This is a genomic window from Spiroplasma endosymbiont of Dilophus febrilis (genome assembly GCF_964030685.1).
Classification (GTDB): Bacteria; Bacillota_I; Bacilli_A; order Mycoplasmatales; family Nriv7; genus Nriv7.
Genome location: NZ_OZ034912.1, coordinates 211,590 through 228,476, shown reverse-complemented (window position 1 = coordinate 228,476; position 16,887 = coordinate 211,590). Strand labels below are relative to the sequence as shown.

Below are 16,887 nucleotides of genomic sequence, written 5' to 3'. Positions count from 1 at the left end.
CCTATCTATTAAGTAACAAAAAATAGTAAAGCGATAGAAAAAAAGATTGTTGTTGATACACAGTCAATAATTGTTGTTACCAAAGGAGCAGCCATAACAGCTGGATCCATTCTTAATAATTTTGCAACAATTGGTAAAATTCCTCCCGCTACTTTAGAAATAATAATAACGATTCATAAAGATAATGAAATTGTAATCATTGAAGCTCACTGATCTCAATGTAAAACACCATCATATTTAATAAGATTAATAATAATCATTCTAATAAAGTTAAAGCAAATTAAAATTAAACCAACAAAAAAAGATATTCTTAATTCTTTCCAAACAACTTGCCCATAATCTTTAACTGTAACATCACCTAATGATAATGCACGCACAATAGTCGTTGATGCTTGACTTCCAGAATTTCCTCCCGTATCAGCAATAATTGGCAATAACGGTACTAATAAAGTTAAAAACTTATTAGATAAATCACTACTATTTTTATTAGCACCAAATAAAGGTAAAAAAGCATCAATAACTAATTCCGAAAAAGTAGCTGATACTAATAAAAATAACAATCAAAATATTCGCGAACGAACAATTCTTCAAACTGGAGTTTTTAAATATAACATCTCAGTTGGTTTAATCGCAGCTAACTTTTCAATATCTTCTGTTGCTTCTTCTTCCATAACATCTAAAATATCATCAACAGTAATAATTCCAATTAACACATTTTGCTTATTAACAACAGCAACTTCATTTAAATCATATTTTTGAACAATATTAGCAACTAATTCTTGATCACTATGAGCATCAACACTAACAACATTAGTTTCCATTACACTATTAACTTCTTCTTTGCTATTAGCAAAAACTAAATTTCTTAAACTAATAACTCCTAATAACTTATTCTTACTATCAGTAACATAATACTTATCACTATTTTCTGCTCTTTCACCCAGTTGTTTCACTTTTTCCAATGCTTGACCAACTTTCTCATGTTGAAGCAACTGCACAAAATCAACTGACATAATTGAACCAGCACTATTTTCTTCATAATTTAATAAAATATTAATTTCTTTTCTTTTATCACGCGATGCATTGATAATAAGCTTTTTCACAACTTCTTCAGGTATTTGTTCCAATAATTCAACAATATCATCAGCATATAATTGATTAACAATTTGCGTTATTTCCGTATTATTTAACTCATTTAATAACATTATTTTTATTTCCGTATCAAGATTAATAAAAACTTCACTAGCTATTTTTGAATCTAACAACCGTACTAAATATAAAACTTCACTAAGATTTTCCATTTTATTAATTACATCAGCTAAATCAGCACTATGCAAATTTTTTAAAATTTTTTCTAAGCTTTTCTTATCATTAATATTAACTAATTTTTGCAAATTGCTAATATTTATTTGCAATAACGACTTATTATTAATAGACACTAGCATTTTACCTCACAACAATGTTATTTTACTATTTATGTAATATTAATTATATCTTGTTTAACAATAAGGTCGCGTTTAGTTTTCTTAGGTATTGCTTTGAAGAAGTAAAACAATCAGCTAATTATACTATTTAATTACTAAACTAACCCTACCTTTCTTGTTATTGTCATTTTTATTCATTATCATTTTATCATATTATTGAATTTTTACACAATGAAAAATTATTAATTTTATTAAATTTTCACTAATTATCTAAATTTATGTTTTCTATATTTATTCGTATATACAATACTGCCCTTATTAATTCAACTATCATCATTTTTATTATTATATTTATTTCATAATGAATTTTTATATATTTCTTTTCTGATTTCTATTTCTAAATTAATATTTTCATTAATGAAATGTAATACATTTAATTTGTTTAAATTTGCCATTCTTAAATGTAATAAGTTATTTAAATTCTTATGATTATATATTTTTGCCCCATATCCTAATTGTTGTTTTACTAAATGCGATACATCACTTTCAATGCTACAACCGATATTTCATTCTAAATTTTGGTTATGAATACCATGCTTATTGTTTTTAAAATAATTACTATTTCTCCTTAAATTTGTTTTAATATCTTTATTTAATTCATTTTTAGCAACATTACGAATGTTTTTTATCAATTCTTGATGATTTCCATTTTTATATAATTCAATTCAACTATTTAGTGTTACTTTGCGATTTTTAAAAATAATATTAAACGCAGTTTGTTTTAATTTTTTAATAGCGTGATAACCATCTAAAATATATCTAACATTACCAAAACTATTGGCAATTTCTCTAATTCAAGTATCCCCATCACCACAAACAATTATTCTGTCATAATTAATATTCACATAATATTTTTGTAATTCTCTAATTAATAAATCACGATAATCCATCGTATTTATTCTTTTACCAACTTTTAACATTAGAAAATGACCCCGTTTATTTTCTAACGCTCTACGAGCATTTTTGTAATTTTTTTCTTTATGTCCGGTATGAAAAGTAACTAAACGAATTCTTTGGTCTTGTTTAACTTTATGATCTAATGTCGCTAAAAATGTCTCATCTAGTTGTATGTATAAATCCTGATTTTTGACATCAATTCTAGTTTTAGTTTCTTTTTCTGCTAATTGAAAATATTCGGCAATATCGTATTTATTTAAAATATTTGAAATACTAGCTTTTGAAATATAACAATGATTTAGAGCATCTAAAACATCGCGATACCGTTTACCATCACCCAAAAGACTTAAAACTTTAAATTGGACATCAAAATAAATGCGTTGTTTAGGTAATAAACCAATTTCTTTATCTAACAAACATACATATTCAAATTTACCTGATTTTTGATTTCAATATTTATATCGGCGTCGTTTAAAAGTAATATCACCAAAAATTGTAATAATTGTTCTTGATGCAAAATGAACTACTTTATAACCTTGTTTAAATCGAAAATGATATTTATATAAGTATTCATCTAATTTTTCATATTCGTTAGCTAATTGTTCGCATTTGTTGGTGTACATATTTTTGTGGGTTGCAAATAAACTGAATCAATGTTTATTTTCTGGGGTTTTTAAATTATTATTAATTTTTAACATAATAAATTACCTTTCTTGATAGTAATTTTAATAAAGTTTAATTTAATTGCTTCAGCTAATACAATTTTCAGTTACTATCATAGTGTTGTAAGAAGTCTATAATAAAAGTAGAATTTTTTGTTTGACGTATATGGGCGCATAAAGTTTTGTTAGGTGGGTAAAGATTTGAATAATTTTGAAAGAAAAGCAACTAAAAATTTATTACCTTTTTACTTGAAAAATAATTAATAAAACAAAATATTTAATATTAACAAACATATTCTTAATAAAAGGTTATAAAAACTAAGTAAAATGCTTATAAAAACAACATTAAAATAATTTTTTACAACAAAAATCATACATAAGAAATATATACTTAATTTGCATATTGAAATAATTTATAGTAAATGACTATTTTTTCTTTTTTAAAAAATACCTAAGAAAACTAAACGCGACCTGTTAAGTAAACTTACTTGACATATATATCGATTAACGATATTATTAATTATGGTTTAAAAAGATAACTAAACCAATAATAGTGAGAGGAGTACTTATATTTTATGGTTAAATTAAGACTGAAAAGGATGGGAAAAACTAAACAACCTTTTTATCGTATTGTTGCTATTGATTCTCGTATTAAAAGAGACGGTGAATATATTGAATTAATTGGAACATATGATTCTTTAAATGATTCGTTAAAAATTAATAAAGAATTAGCTTTAAAGTGATTAACCGTTGGTGCTCAACCAACTGAAACAGTTCGTAGTTTATTTGCAAAAGAAAAAATTATGCAGGCATTTCATGAATTACGACAAAAAAATAAAGCAAAGAAATCAACAGCAGAGAAAAAAGTGATTAAAAAAGAAGTTTTAGCTAAGGAAGTTAAAAACAAAGTAAATGATGATAAAAGTAGTAATTCTAAATCAACAGTTAAAGTTTCAAAAGAAGCAAAGGTTATTGATGAAAAAAATTCGAGAGAATAAATGGAGTTAGCTAATGATGAATTACATTAATACTGTTAAAATATTAATTAGTCCAATTGTTAAAGATATTAATAATATTCAAATTAGAATGTTAAATGAAAATGACAATGAATTAGAAATTCTTATTATGACTAGTGATAGTGATTTGGCAAGATTAATCGGTAAAAAAGGATTAATTATTGATTCGATTCGTCGTTTAGTTAATGTTAAGGCATCAAGAGAGCAAAAAAGAATTAAAGTATCTTTAGAGGCTTTTAACGAATAATGAAGTTTGTTAAAATTGGTAAGGTTATTAATACTCATGCTTTAAAGGGCGAAGTAAAGATTAGATGTTTAATGCCTAAATATGAGCGATTCTTTGATGCTAATCATGATATATATTTTTATGATTCTAATAATTATACTTATGAAATATTAACGGTTGTTAGTTCTAGAAGTCATAAAGGTGATCTTTTAGTTAAATTTAAAAATTATGATTATATTAATGACATTTTATTTTTAAAGACTCAAGATTTATTTCAACTTAGTAATAATCCTCATTTAGTAAATGATGATGAAGTTGAAAACTATATTGGATTACAAGTTATCAATGTTGATGATAATTCACTTATTGGTGAAGTGATTGATTACTTTATTACTAAAGCGCACGGTGTTTTTGTTATTCAAACAGTTATTGGTGAACAAAAAATGTTGGCCGATGTTTCACAGTTTATTATGAATATTCTTTGAGAACAAAATACTGTTTATGTTAAGTTAATTAATAATTGATAAATTATAAAGGAGGCAAGAAATTAATGACAACAATTCAAATTATCACTTTATTTCCCGAACTCTTTGTTAGTTTTATTAATACATCAATTATTAAGAATGCTGTTAAGAAAGAAAAAGTAAAGTTTAATATCATTAATCTTCGTGATTTTGCTATTGATAATCATCAACAAGTTGATGATTATCAATATGGTGGTGGTAATGGGATGGTATTAATGGCACCGATTGTAGTTGCAGCGATAAATTATGCTCGCGAGCAAATCCCTAATAGTCAAGTGATTTTATTATCGCCACAAGGAAAAACATTTAAACAGGATATTGCTAGTGCAATGGCTAGTAGTAATAATTCATTAATTTTAGTTTGTGGTCATTACGAAGGTTTTGATGAAAGAATTAGAGATTTTGTTGATATGGAAATATCTATTGGTGATTATGTTCTTAGTGCTGGTGAAATTGCCAGTATGGTTATAAGTGATGCTGTTATTCGCTTATTACCAGGTGTTATTCAAGAAGCATCACATCAAAATGATTCATTTACTAATAAGTATTTAGATTATCCTGTATTTACTAAACCATTAGTTTTTAATAATCAGCAAGTTCCTGATGTCTTATTATCAGGTCATCATAAAAATATTGATATTTGAAGAAAAGAACAAGCGTTTTATAATACATATAAAAAGCGACCAGATTTGATTGACTTAAATCAATTAACACCACAAGAGCAAATTTGAATTGCTGAATTAGAAAAAGATAAAAAATAAATAATAACGGAAGGAGCAATTGTTATGAATATGCAATTAGATCGACAAATTACTGAACAACAACTTCGTACTGATATTCCAAAATTTAAATCTGGCGATACAGTAAGTGTTGCTGTTGAAATTAATGAAGGTAACAAAAAACGAACACAAGTTTTTACTGGTTTAGTTTTAAAGCGTCAAGGGTCAGGTATTAGTTCTAGTTTTACTGTAAGAAAACTTACTGGTAGTACTAGTGTTGAAAGAACTTTCCCTTTACATTCACCGCTAATAAATAAAATTGAAGTTTTAAAAATTGGTCGTGTTAGAAGAGCGAAGTTATACTATATGCGTGATCTTATTGGTAAAGCTGCAAGAATTAAAGAAGTAGTTAGTTCTAATAAGAGAAATAAGGGATAATAATTAATAAAGGTAAAGGTAGAATTTGCCTTTATTTTTCAATTAAGGAGACATATTAATGGAAAAGTTAAATATTAATTGATTTCCAGGTCATATGGCAAAAGCTATTCGCTTGATGAAAGAAAAATTAGCATTAGTTGATTTAGTAATTGAACTTCGCGATGCGCGAGCCATTAACTCTAGTATTAATCCAATTATTCAAGAATTATTTAAAAATAAACCACGAATTATTATTTTGAATAAAAAAGATTTAAGTGATATGAAAGTAAATCAAGAATGAATGGCATTTTTAAAAAAAGACCCGTTAGTTAAAGTAGTATTAACTAATTTATTAGTTGATCAACCCAAAAATGAAATTATTTTATTAATTAATCAATTATTGAAAGATAAAATTAATCATCAAAAATCTCGTGGCATTCCAAATTGACAAATTAAGGTGATGATTATTGGGATTCCTAATGTCGGCAAATCACGGTTAATTAATAATTTAGTTAAAAGAAAAGTAAGTAATGTTGCTAATCAACCAGGAGTTACGAGAGGGATTCAATGAGTCAAGTTAGCGCAAAATATTCATTTACTAGACACGCCGGGAATTTTATGACCTAAACTTGATGATCCACTAGTGGCAATGCATTTGTCATTAATTGGAGCTATTAAAGAGCAATTATTACCATTTATTGATATTAGTTATTATGCGTTTAATTTTTTAGCAAAGCATTATCCTCATATTTTAAAGGAACATTATGCGCTTATTATTCAGTGAAAACAAGATATGCAAACTAAAGAAATGGATTATTATTTTTTGCAAATGGCGAAAGCAAATAATGTATTAGGTTCTTCTGAACAACAAATTATTCAAATGATGACAAATTTTTATTATGCTTTTACAAAAGGAACAATTAAAAATATTTCCTGAGAAAGACCGAAATAATAATGGGGGCGTATTAAATAAATATTGATATTATAATTTTGTTTTTGGATTTTTGCAAATATGTAAGTAAGAATGGTCGCGTTTAGTTTTCTTAGGTATTTTTTAAAAAAGAAAAAATAGTCATTTACTATAAATTATTTCAATATGCAAATTAAGTATATATTTCTTATGTATGATTTTTGTTGTAAAAAATTATTTTAATGTTGTTTTTATAAGCATTTTACTTAGTTTTTATAACCTTTTATTAAGAATATGTTTGTTAATATTAAATATTTTGTTTTATTAATTATTTTTCAAGTAAAAAGGTAATAAATTTTTAGTTGCTTTTCTTTCAAAATTATTCAAATCTTTACCCACCTAACAAAACTTTATGCGCCCGTAAGAATATTAAATATATAACACAGTATTGTGCCGCTAGTATTTTTTATTTAAATTATAGAAGTAGCTATTTTTGATATTTTAATTTTTAGAGATGAAACAGAAACTAAATGAAAAGAAAAATTTAATAGCGATGTTCATTTATTAATTAAAAATATGAAAAAATTCGTTGTAAATTTGAATTAAAAACAAAATTAAATAATAAAGTAATTTTAAAAATATTAATTTTTAATTTATAGTAATGATAAAATTAAAATAGAATAAATATTTAAAATAGTCCTTTAAAGTACTATTTTTTATTTGTCAAAATAGAAATAAATAATAAAAAAGGGGTTGCATTGTTTAGAAATATTTTTATTATTCAATTGCTGGAATTTAGTGTGGAAATTATAGTAAAAAAGGAGAGATATCATATTATATATGTTAATAAAAATAAATATTTTGTTAAAGGAAATTACTTATTTAATAACAAAATATAATAACAGGAGGTTCATAATAATTATGGAAAAAGTATTATTATATTTTGCTATCAAATACGATGGTAATTGAGATAAAGTATATGAAGCATTGGATAAAAAGGAAAAAATTGCGTTGGAAGAATTACAAAATATTGAAGATAAAATTACTTGCCAATATTTAACAATTTTAAGTTCACAATATCCGGCTGGTTTAAAAACAATTTACAAACCACCGTTTGTAATTTTTTATGAAGGAAATATTGATTTATTAAAATATTCTCAAAAAATTATTGCTATTACAGGTTCACATTATCCTAATGTTTATATTAAAAAAGTTGCTAACGATATGGTTCAGCAATTAGTTAATCATCAAAAAATTTTAATGACTTCATTTAATGCTGGGGTTGAAATATTAGTTCATCAATTAATTAAAGAAAATAGTATTTCTGGAAATAGTGTGGTTATTATTAATGATAGTAATAATTATGATGCAAACCAACAAGAATTGCTTTTGTATCTTAAAAGATATCATTTAGTAATTAGTGAATATCCGCTTCATATGACAAGAGAAAATATTAGTCCAATTGATAGTAATGTTCAAAGAATCTTATTAGGATTATCAAAAGCATTATTGGTATTACCGTTTGCTGATGAAAAAATTATTCATTCATTAGTAGATAGTGCTTTTAATGAAAATAAAGATGTTTTTGCAGTTCCTAATCAAATTTATGAGAACTTTGCTACTAATAATCTTATTAAAAATAGTGCTAAATTAGTGCAAACTATTGATTATTTGGGCGCATAAAGTTTTGTTAGGTGGGTAAAGATTTGAATAATTTTGAAAGAAAAGCAACTAAAAATTTATTACCTTTTTACTTGAAAAATAATTAATAAAACAAAATATTTAATATTAACAAACATATTCTTAATAAAAGGTTATAAAAACTAAGTAAAATGCTTATAAAAACAACATTAAAATAATTTTTTACAACAAAAATCATACATAAGAAATATATACTTAATTTGCATATTGAAATAATTTATAGTAAATGACTATTTTTTCTTTTTTAAAAAATACCTAAGAAAACTAAACGCGACCTGATATTTTATAAACTTGATAAAGTCTTTAAAATGTACTAAAATATTGCCGTATTTATAAAAATGTTGAGAATCAAAAGATTCTTTTAAGGAGTAAAGTGTTATGAGTAAAAATGTTGTTATTATGGAGTCGCCAACGAAAACTAAAGCGGTACAAAAGTATCTTGGAGATGATTATACTGTTGTTTCTTCCGAGGGACATATTACCAATTTAGCGAATAAAGGTGAATATTATTTAGGGATTGACTTAGAAACATTTACTCCATATTATCGAATTGAAACTAAGAAAAAGCCACTTGTTAAGAAATTACAAGGTTTAGTAAAAGATGCCGATAAAATTTTTCTGGCAACTGATCCCGATCGTGAAGGAGAAGCAATTTCATATCATTTAAATGAAGTTTTAAAAATTCAAAGTAAATCCGTTCGGGTGAGTTTTAATGAAATTACTAAAGATATTGTTATTGAAGCATTTAAAGTACCAAGAGAGTTAGATATGAATTTAGTTCATTCACAAGAAGCAAGAAGAATGATTGATCGGATGATTGGTTTTCGGTTAAGTAAGTTATTGCAAAAGAAAATTCGTTCAAAATCAGCAGGAAGAGTTCAGTCAGTAGCTTTAAAACTTCTTGTGTTGCGAGAAAAAGAACATCAAATTTTTATTCCCGAACAATATTGAACAATTGAAGCTTATTGAAAGCAACATATTTTAAAATTAACAAAATATTTAAATAAAAATATTGAGATTAAAACTGAAGCAGATTCTCAAAATATTATTAAAAATTTAAGTAGTAAATATAAAGTTATTGATATTCAAGAAAAACCTCGAATTAGACAAGCAAATAATCCTTATACTACTTCAACAATGTTACAGGATGGGTCATCACGATTAAATTTTGCTGCTAATAAAACATCTTTATTAGCACAACAATTATATGAAGGAATTGATATTGATGGATTGCTAACAGGATTTATTACTTATCCAAGAACTGATTCAATTCGTTTAAGTGATAAATTTGTTAGTGATACTTTTGCTTTCATTACGGAATCATTAGGTAAAGATTATTTAGGACAAGTAAAAATTACTAAAAAGAAAAACAATGTTCAAGATGCGCATGAAGCAATTCGGCCAACAGATATTTTAATGACTCCTGAGAAGGCAAAAAATTATTTAGGTAAAGATCAATTACGACTTTATAAACTAATTTATAATCGGGCGATGGCATCATTAATGGCTCCAGCAAAAATTACGGGGAAAACTATTATTTTGGATAATAATGATTATGAATTTCGGTTGACAGGACAAACAATTTTATTTTTAGGATTTTTAAAATATTATCAAAGTGATGAGGAAGATAATATTAGTATTAAATTACCAGCTTGAAAAATTGGCGATGTGGTAAATATTAAAGATATTAAGGCATTGCAACATTGAACTAAACCAAAACCACGATATAGTGAAGCACGATTAATTAAAACATTGGAAGAATTAGGAGTAGGGCGGCCTAGTACTTATGCTCCGATTATGAGAACTTTGCGCGAGCGAGGATATGTTTTATTTGAGAATAAGGCTTTAAAAGCTAGTGAAAAGGGAATTTTAACTAGTGATAAACTGCAAGAGTTTTTTCAAGATATTATTAGTGAATCATATACTTCACAAGTAGAATCGCAATTAGATTTAATTAGTCACGGTGAAAAAGATTATCAAGAGCTAGTTGGTTCTTTTTGAGAAAAATTTGAACCTCGTGTTGAAGAAGCTTTTGAAAAAATGACGGAAGTTGAAATTGAAAAGACGGGTACTAAATGTCCAAGATGTGATAGTGATTTAGTTTATCGATTTGGAAAGTATGGTAAATTTATTGGTTGTTCAACATTTCCAAAATGTCGTTATATTTCATCATTAAATCCAGTTAATTTAGGATTTTGTCCACAATGTATTGAAGGCGAAAAAGTTATTAAAGTTAATCGTCGTAATCAAAAATTTATTGCTTGTAGCAATTATCCTGAATGTGATTTTGTTGAATCTTATGAACAATCCAAAGATGAAACAGAAAAAGCAACATAGAATAATTAATTTTTCTGTTTTTAAAACTAAAAACGATATAATTATATTTAGAGGTGATAAAATGGAAAAAGGTCAAGCATTAATTAATGGTAAGTTGCTTTCTTCAACAAATGTTATTGAAATTACGAGTCCAAACACATTAGAAGTAATTGGTAGTGTTCCTGCTCTTTCGTTAGAAAATATTAATGATGCGTTTTTGGCAGCTAAGGATGTCCAAAAGCAATGAGAGGGATTATTAATTAATGAAAGAATTAAGTTTATTGAACAATGAAAGCAGTTAATAATTGAAAATACTGATGCGCTTGCTAATTTGATGGTCTTAGAAATTGCTAAAGGTAAAAAAGCAGCTATTTCTGAAATTAATCGCACAATTGAATATATTGATTTTACTGTTAATGAAGCATATCGTATTTATCCTGAATCATATACAGGTGATGCTTTTAATGTGAAAAATAAGTTGGCAATTTTTTCGCGAGTTGCTAAAGGAGTTGTTTTAGCAATTTCACCTTTTAATTATCCTGTTAATTTATCGTTAGCAAAAATAATTCCAGCATTAATTATGGGGAATACAGTGGTTTTTAAACCAGCTTCACAAAGTTCTTTAACAGGATTATTTTTAGCTAAGTTAGCATTTGATGCTAATTTTCCTGCTGGTGTCATTAATGCGGTTACTGGTAAGGGCAGTGTTATTGGTGATAGTTTAGTAACCCATCCAGCAATTAATGTTATTTCTTTTACTGGTTCTGATGTTACAGGAAAACATATTACAAAGATTACTAATAAAGTGGATATTATTTTGGAATTAGGTGGTAAAGATCCAGCCATTGTTCTTAAAGACTGTAATCTCGCAATGACGGCGAAAAAAATTGTTAAAGGAGCATTTAGTTATTCAGGTCAAAGATGTACTGCTATTAAAAGAGTTTTAGTTGATAATACGATTGCTGATGAATTGGTATCTTTAATTAAAGTTGAAACAGAAAAATTAACAGTTGGAAGTCCGAATGATAATGCTGATATTACGCCAATTATTGATATGAAAACCAGCGATATTCTTCAAAAATTAGTTGATGACGCGTTAGAAAAAAAGGCATTGTTAGTTTTAGGAAATACTAGAAAAAATAATTTGTGATATCCAACAATTATTGATAATGTTACTAAAGATATGGATATTGCTTGGATTGAACCATTTGGACCGGTGTTGCCAATTATCAGAGTAACATCAATTGGTGAAGCGATTACGCTTGCAAATAGTTCTAAATATGGTTTACAAGCATCAATTTTTACTAATGATATTGATACGGCGGTTAAAATTGCTAATCAATTAGATGTTGGTTCCATTAACATTAATGATGCTCCCCAACGCGGACCAGATTATTTACCTTTTTTAGGAATTAAAGATTCAGGGATGGGCGTACAAGGGATTCGCGAAGCATTATTATCAATGACCCGACATAAAGGTATTGTTTTTAATTGAAAGGCAGACAAATAATAACAAGAAATTTAATAATGATATTGTTTTTAAAGTTAAGTATTTACTTAACTTTTTTTTGGATTTTTAAATTATAAAAATTAGATAAAACTCTTGCTTATTGATAGTAAAATATTTCATAATTTAATAACAGATAGTTATATTGTATTTTATTAACAGTTAACATCAGAAAGGATACTTTAAAAATATGAAAAATATTTATCAATTATTAAAAGTTTTTACACCACTTTTGTTTTTAACCCTACCACTTTTAGTTATTGTTGGTTGTAATTCTGAATATAATATTGCCGAAGAAAAAAATAATAAAAAAATTGCTATGACCATTATTGAAGAAGATTTAAAAACAATGGAAAGTATTAATAGCACAGCTTATTATCAGTTAATGAATCATAAAGTCTTTGAATATGAAACCAAAAAAAATCAGAAAATTGAACAATTATTAGTTATGGGAACTCAATTAAATGGTAGTAAACTTATTACTAATGAAGAAGCCTCAGAGGCGCTTAATTTTATTGTTAGTGATTTTGAGAAAAAATTTAATAATATTAATGATAAAGTCGCTGTAACATATTCCAATTACTATCCTAATCCTGAGGATAAGCCCTTAGAACTTATTAAGGAGACAATAAAGTTTTCTTTAAATGAAATTAATTTAAGTGATTTAACAAGTTTAACTAAAAAAGATCCAAAATTAAAATTTCGGGCTACAAGATTAGATGTAACTTATCGTTATAATATTAACTTTAAAAATTATGATGCATCCAAAAAAAATCATTTTGCTCGTTATATTCTTTCTGATGATCTTCAAGCAATAAATGAAATCATTAATAGTTTAGAAACTGAAATTAGTAAACTTACATATGAATCGCTGAAAACGCGTTATGAAGTTATTAATATTGATGAAAATAATCAACAATATCCGAGAATTGATAAAGCATCATTTGCACTGTGAAATATTTGGAATTATTTTAGAAGTAAAATGTTTACTGAATTTAAAGATTTAATTAATAAATCAGCATTATTTAAAGATTTTTATATGGATAATAAAATTGAATATGAGAGTATTGATAGTTTTTGAAAAGAAAATCAGTGAATGCGTTATCCATTAAGCACTCATAGTGCTGAAAACAAATATAATCAACTTTATAACGAAACTGGTACGACATCAAAGATATTGTTTGATGATTTGTTAGAAAATGATACAACTATTAAATATCAAGATACTAGTAATCCTTTACATACTTTTAGTATTGATCAAGTAGCGTTAGTTCCAATGATTATTGCTGGTTTGCCTTTAAAAGGTTTAGTAAAAAAACCTGAAAATAATGCTATTTTAACAGTTACAATGACACTACCAAAATTAATTTTTAAACAGCATTTAGAACAAATGACAAAAATTATTGCGGGATTCTTTTTTGAATATCAAATTAAATGAGAAAAAGATAATATTACAGTTTATGTTAATGATGAGACTTTTCAAAAATTATTAAAAAATATGGGGAAAAATATCCAAGGAATTTATGATATTTTAATAAATGATTTCAAAAATACAGATTTTGTCACAAATGATAGTAATTTAAAAAATAAAAAGTTTACTCTTCAAAGTGCTGAATGTGAAAAATGTGCTTCTAATGTAAATAATGATGATATTATTTATGATTCTGAGAATAATATGATTTTTTTAGCAATTGATAAAGATAACAGATGAGATTTTAATTTTATGTATCCTGACAAATCTTATTTTTATGTTAAAGGTATTTTTAAAAATAAATCTTTAAAAATTATTAAAAAGGAAAAATAAGTTTATTTAATGACAACAATAAATAATAAAAATAGTTCATATTTATCAATTTGTTTATTTGCGATTTTTAAAGTTAGAAAAATGTTAGCAGTATGATTTTTATTAAGCGTTTCATTAATAATATTTACCGTATTAATAGCGTTTGTCTTTTTTAGTGCTAATAATGTTAATGCTGTTATTATTAATTTTCAATATGGCGTTTTAATTTTTACAAACATTATTTTATTACTATTTATTTTGCTAATAATAAAGATTTTTGGTCGCGAGTTTAGTGATGGGACATATTTATTATTAATTTCGCGTCCTTATTCACGATTACAAATATTTATTTTGAAAGTATTAACAATTTGATTTTTAATTTTAGTTTTTATCATTATTAATCTGGGATTTGTTTGAATTTTAATTCAGATTATGGCATTAATTGGTAATAAAAATGATTTTAAGTTATCTTTTGAAAAATTAATATTAGAACTTTTTCTTTTTTCAATCTTTGTATCTTTTTTGGCATCTAGTGGTATTATTTTTATTGCCACATTTTTGACTGTGCAAACGGTATTATTAATTGGTTTTATTTTCTGTAGTTTATTTTTATTAGGGGGAATGCCCTATTCTTTAATTTCTACTATTGCTAATAGCATTGAAATTAAATTTAAAGATAGTCAACAACGGTATTCAATTGCTAAAATTAAGGAAACATTATTATTTAAAGAAAAATTAGCACAGCAACAAATTGATTATTATCATATAACTAAGGCAATATATGACTTTTATAGTAAAGAAAACATTCGCGATTTAAATGCAATTATTTCTGGCAATGATAATAAGGAACTTAAAAAACAACGCTTAGAATTTTATCAAAATACTTTACATTTAACTAAAATGAAAGAAGTTAAGGTCGCGTTTAGTTTTCTTAGGTATTTTTTAAAAAAGAAAAAATAGTCATTTACTATAAATTATTTCAATATGCAAATTAAGTATATATTTCGGTCGCGTTTAGTTTTCTTAGGTATTTTTTAAAAAAGAAAAAATAGTCATTTACTATAAATTATTTCAATATGCAAATTAAGTATATATTTCTTATGTATGATTTTTGTTGTAAAAAATTATTTTAATGTTGTTTTTATAAGCATTTTACTTAGTTTTTATAACCTTTTATTAAGAATATGTTTGTTAATATTAAATATTTTGTTTTATTAATTATTTTTCAAGTAAAAAGGTAATAAATTTTTAGTTGCTTTTCTTTCAAAATTATTCAAATCTTTACCCACCTAACAAAACTTTATGCGCCCATATATTTCTTATGTATGATTTTTGTTGTAAAAAATTATTTTAATGTTGTTTTTATAAGCATTTTACTTAGTTTTTATAACCTTTTATTAAGAATATGTTTGTTAATATTAAATATTTTGTTTTATTAATTATTTTTCAAGTAAAAAGGTAATAAATTTTTAGTTGCTTTTCTTTCAAAATTATTCAAATCTTTACCCACCTAACAAAACTTTATGCGCCCTCATCCACTTTAGGTAATTTTAAAAGCAATTGATCAATTATTGCGATAAAATCATTATCAAGCTCATCACCATTCAAATTTTGATAAAAATTATTGAACTCTTTTTCACCAACAACACCTTGTAAAGCCATAAATATAGAATTAAATGGTAAACTTGAATCAGATATTAATTTTATTAAAAAATCGACTTTTTTCTTATTAACTCCAAAAATATTTTTAAAAGTATTCTTGATATTTTGTAAAGTAAACGGTTGGTCTTTATTATCTAATAAACCTTGATATGGTTTTGCTTTTAAATCATTAATTATTCCTTCATTAAAACCATTTTCTAATTTTTCAGCAAAATTAATCATAAAAGTTATTAATATTGGCACATAAGTAATTATTGTTTTTATTAAAATCGCAATATCTTTAATTTCTATTGATTTATTCTGAATTTTTAAAAATTTACTAATAATATTATCTTCTATAATTTTATTATGTTTTATATCCGCAAAAATTTCACCAAATGTTTTTTTATCAGTAATGAATTTTTTATTAGTATCAATACCACTCTTAATAGCAACAACGATATCTTGATATTGTGTTGTTAGAATTGCTTTAATATCTGGAATATGAATAGCAATTTGCTCACTATTTAATAAACCTAATAACTGTTCTAATAATTTTTCCATAAAATTCTTAATTTCAAAATCATTATTTTTAATAAACTCTTGTAAAACTGCTTTTATTTTTTCTAAAATATTAAAACCAGCAACTTCTAAAGTTTTAGGTACTTGATAGTCCGGTTTTGAAAAATTATGATGTTCTTTTGTTAATACTAAATTTTTAATTGTATCATCAACAAAGTAGTCATTTAAATCTTTAAAATTATTTTGTAACGCCCTTTTTAAAATCTCATTTGGATTTCATTGTTTAGTTCGTGCCAAAATTAGCGACTTAGCAATTAATTTTGATTTATTAACATCTAAAGTACTAACATTAATCCCATTTGTGGTAATAATGTAATCATTAGCATTATTACTACAAGCTATTGCTGGTAATAATGGCCCACTAATAATTGTTATTGTCGCCATTAACTTTAATAACTTTTGCATATTCATTAATTTCATATATTTCACCTCATCGAAATGTAAATTTAGTCAATATTTTTTAATTTACATTTTTTTCAGTATAGCACATATTATTTTTATT

16 protein-coding genes are annotated in these 16,887 nt (G+C 25.1%); 12 read left to right on the top strand and 4 right to left on the bottom strand.

Features of this window, described 5'->3' with window-relative positions:
* Nucleotides 1-8: 8 nt before the first annotated feature.
* From mgtE to AAHF53_RS01055, 3 genes are all read right to left on the bottom strand, one after another.
* Nucleotides 9-1,439, bottom strand: coding sequence for a magnesium transporter (mgtE, locus tag AAHF53_RS01065; RefSeq protein WP_338966775.1), 1,431 nt, complete (start codon nucleotides 1,437-1,439; stop codon nucleotides 9-11).
* A 251-nt stretch (nucleotides 1,440-1,690) separates the two neighbouring features.
* Nucleotides 1,691-3,079 carry an Mbov_0401 family ICE element transposase-like protein gene (locus AAHF53_RS01060; protein ID WP_342189930.1) on the bottom strand — a complete coding sequence of 463 codons (1,389 nt, stop codon included), beginning with the start codon at nucleotides 3,077-3,079 and terminating at the stop codon, nucleotides 1,691-1,693.
* A gap of 55 nt (nucleotides 3,080-3,134) precedes the next feature.
* Nucleotides 3,135-3,269 carry a hypothetical protein gene (locus AAHF53_RS01055; RefSeq protein WP_342189929.1) on the bottom strand — a complete coding sequence of 45 codons (135 nt, stop codon included), beginning with the start codon at nucleotides 3,267-3,269 and terminating at the stop codon, nucleotides 3,135-3,137.
* 349 nt (nucleotides 3,270-3,618) lie between these two features.
* On the opposite strand from AAHF53_RS01055, the gene rpsP reads away from it, so the two are divergent.
* From rpsP to AAHF53_RS00995, 12 genes are all read left to right on the top strand, one after another.
* Complete coding sequence (gene rpsP / locus AAHF53_RS01050; RefSeq protein WP_338967267.1) at nucleotides 3,619-4,041, top strand: 30S ribosomal protein S16; 423 nt, start codon at nucleotides 3,619-3,621, stop codon at nucleotides 4,039-4,041.
* A gap of 13 nt (nucleotides 4,042-4,054) precedes the next feature.
* On the top strand, nucleotides 4,055-4,306 hold the full coding sequence (locus AAHF53_RS01045; RefSeq protein WP_342189928.1) for a KH domain-containing protein: 252 nt from the start codon (nucleotides 4,055-4,057) through the stop codon (nucleotides 4,304-4,306).
* Nucleotides 4,306-4,812: a ribosome maturation factor RimM gene (gene rimM, locus AAHF53_RS01040; RefSeq protein WP_342189927.1), complete on the top strand. Its 507-nt coding sequence runs from the start codon at nucleotides 4,306-4,308 to the stop codon at nucleotides 4,810-4,812. Before AAHF53_RS01045 ends, rimM begins: the two co-directional genes overlap by 1 nt.
* Nucleotides 4,813-4,835: 23 nt before the next feature.
* On the top strand, nucleotides 4,836-5,570 hold the full coding sequence (gene trmD / locus AAHF53_RS01035; protein WP_342189926.1) for a tRNA (guanosine(37)-N1)-methyltransferase TrmD: 735 nt from the start codon (nucleotides 4,836-4,838) through the stop codon (nucleotides 5,568-5,570).
* A gap of 24 nt (nucleotides 5,571-5,594) precedes the next feature.
* Nucleotides 5,595-5,966, top strand: a complete 372-nt coding sequence (rplS, locus tag AAHF53_RS01030; RefSeq protein WP_342189925.1) for a 50S ribosomal protein L19 — start codon at nucleotides 5,595-5,597, stop codon at nucleotides 5,964-5,966.
* A 58-nt stretch (nucleotides 5,967-6,024) separates the two neighbouring features.
* Complete coding sequence (gene ylqF / locus AAHF53_RS01025) at nucleotides 6,025-6,897, top strand: ribosome biogenesis GTPase YlqF (RefSeq protein WP_338967258.1); 873 nt, start codon at nucleotides 6,025-6,027, stop codon at nucleotides 6,895-6,897.
* A gap of 320 nt (nucleotides 6,898-7,217) precedes the next feature.
* Complete coding sequence (locus tag AAHF53_RS01020) at nucleotides 7,218-7,367, top strand: hypothetical protein (RefSeq protein ID WP_342189924.1); 150 nt, start codon at nucleotides 7,218-7,220, stop codon at nucleotides 7,365-7,367.
* 409 nt (nucleotides 7,368-7,776) lie between these two features.
* Nucleotides 7,777-8,538, top strand: a complete 762-nt coding sequence (locus AAHF53_RS01015) for a DNA-processing protein DprA (RefSeq protein ID WP_342189923.1) — start codon at nucleotides 7,777-7,779, stop codon at nucleotides 8,536-8,538.
* 396 nt (nucleotides 8,539-8,934) lie between these two features.
* Nucleotides 8,935-10,893 carry a type I DNA topoisomerase gene (topA, locus tag AAHF53_RS01010; RefSeq protein ID WP_342189922.1) on the top strand — a complete coding sequence of 653 codons (1,959 nt, stop codon included), beginning with the start codon at nucleotides 8,935-8,937 and terminating at the stop codon, nucleotides 10,891-10,893.
* Nucleotides 10,894-10,954: 61 nt separating this feature from the next.
* Complete coding sequence (locus AAHF53_RS01005) at nucleotides 10,955-12,382, top strand: NADP-dependent glyceraldehyde-3-phosphate dehydrogenase (RefSeq protein WP_338967251.1); 1,428 nt, start codon at nucleotides 10,955-10,957, stop codon at nucleotides 12,380-12,382.
* Between the two features lie 187 nt (nucleotides 12,383-12,569).
* Nucleotides 12,570-14,183 carry a hypothetical protein gene (locus AAHF53_RS01000; RefSeq protein ID WP_342189921.1) on the top strand — a complete coding sequence of 538 codons (1,614 nt, stop codon included), beginning with the start codon at nucleotides 12,570-12,572 and terminating at the stop codon, nucleotides 14,181-14,183.
* 9 nt (nucleotides 14,184-14,192) lie between these two features.
* Nucleotides 14,193-15,122 carry a hypothetical protein gene (locus AAHF53_RS00995; RefSeq protein ID WP_342189920.1) on the top strand — a complete coding sequence of 310 codons (930 nt, stop codon included), beginning with the start codon at nucleotides 14,193-14,195 and terminating at the stop codon, nucleotides 15,120-15,122.
* A 561-nt stretch (nucleotides 15,123-15,683) separates the two neighbouring features.
* On the opposite strand, the gene AAHF53_RS00990 is transcribed toward AAHF53_RS00995, so the two are convergent.
* Complete coding sequence (locus AAHF53_RS00990; protein WP_342189918.1) at nucleotides 15,684-16,805, bottom strand: hypothetical protein; 1,122 nt, start codon at nucleotides 16,803-16,805, stop codon at nucleotides 15,684-15,686.
* Between the last annotated feature and the right edge of the window lie 82 nt (nucleotides 16,806-16,887).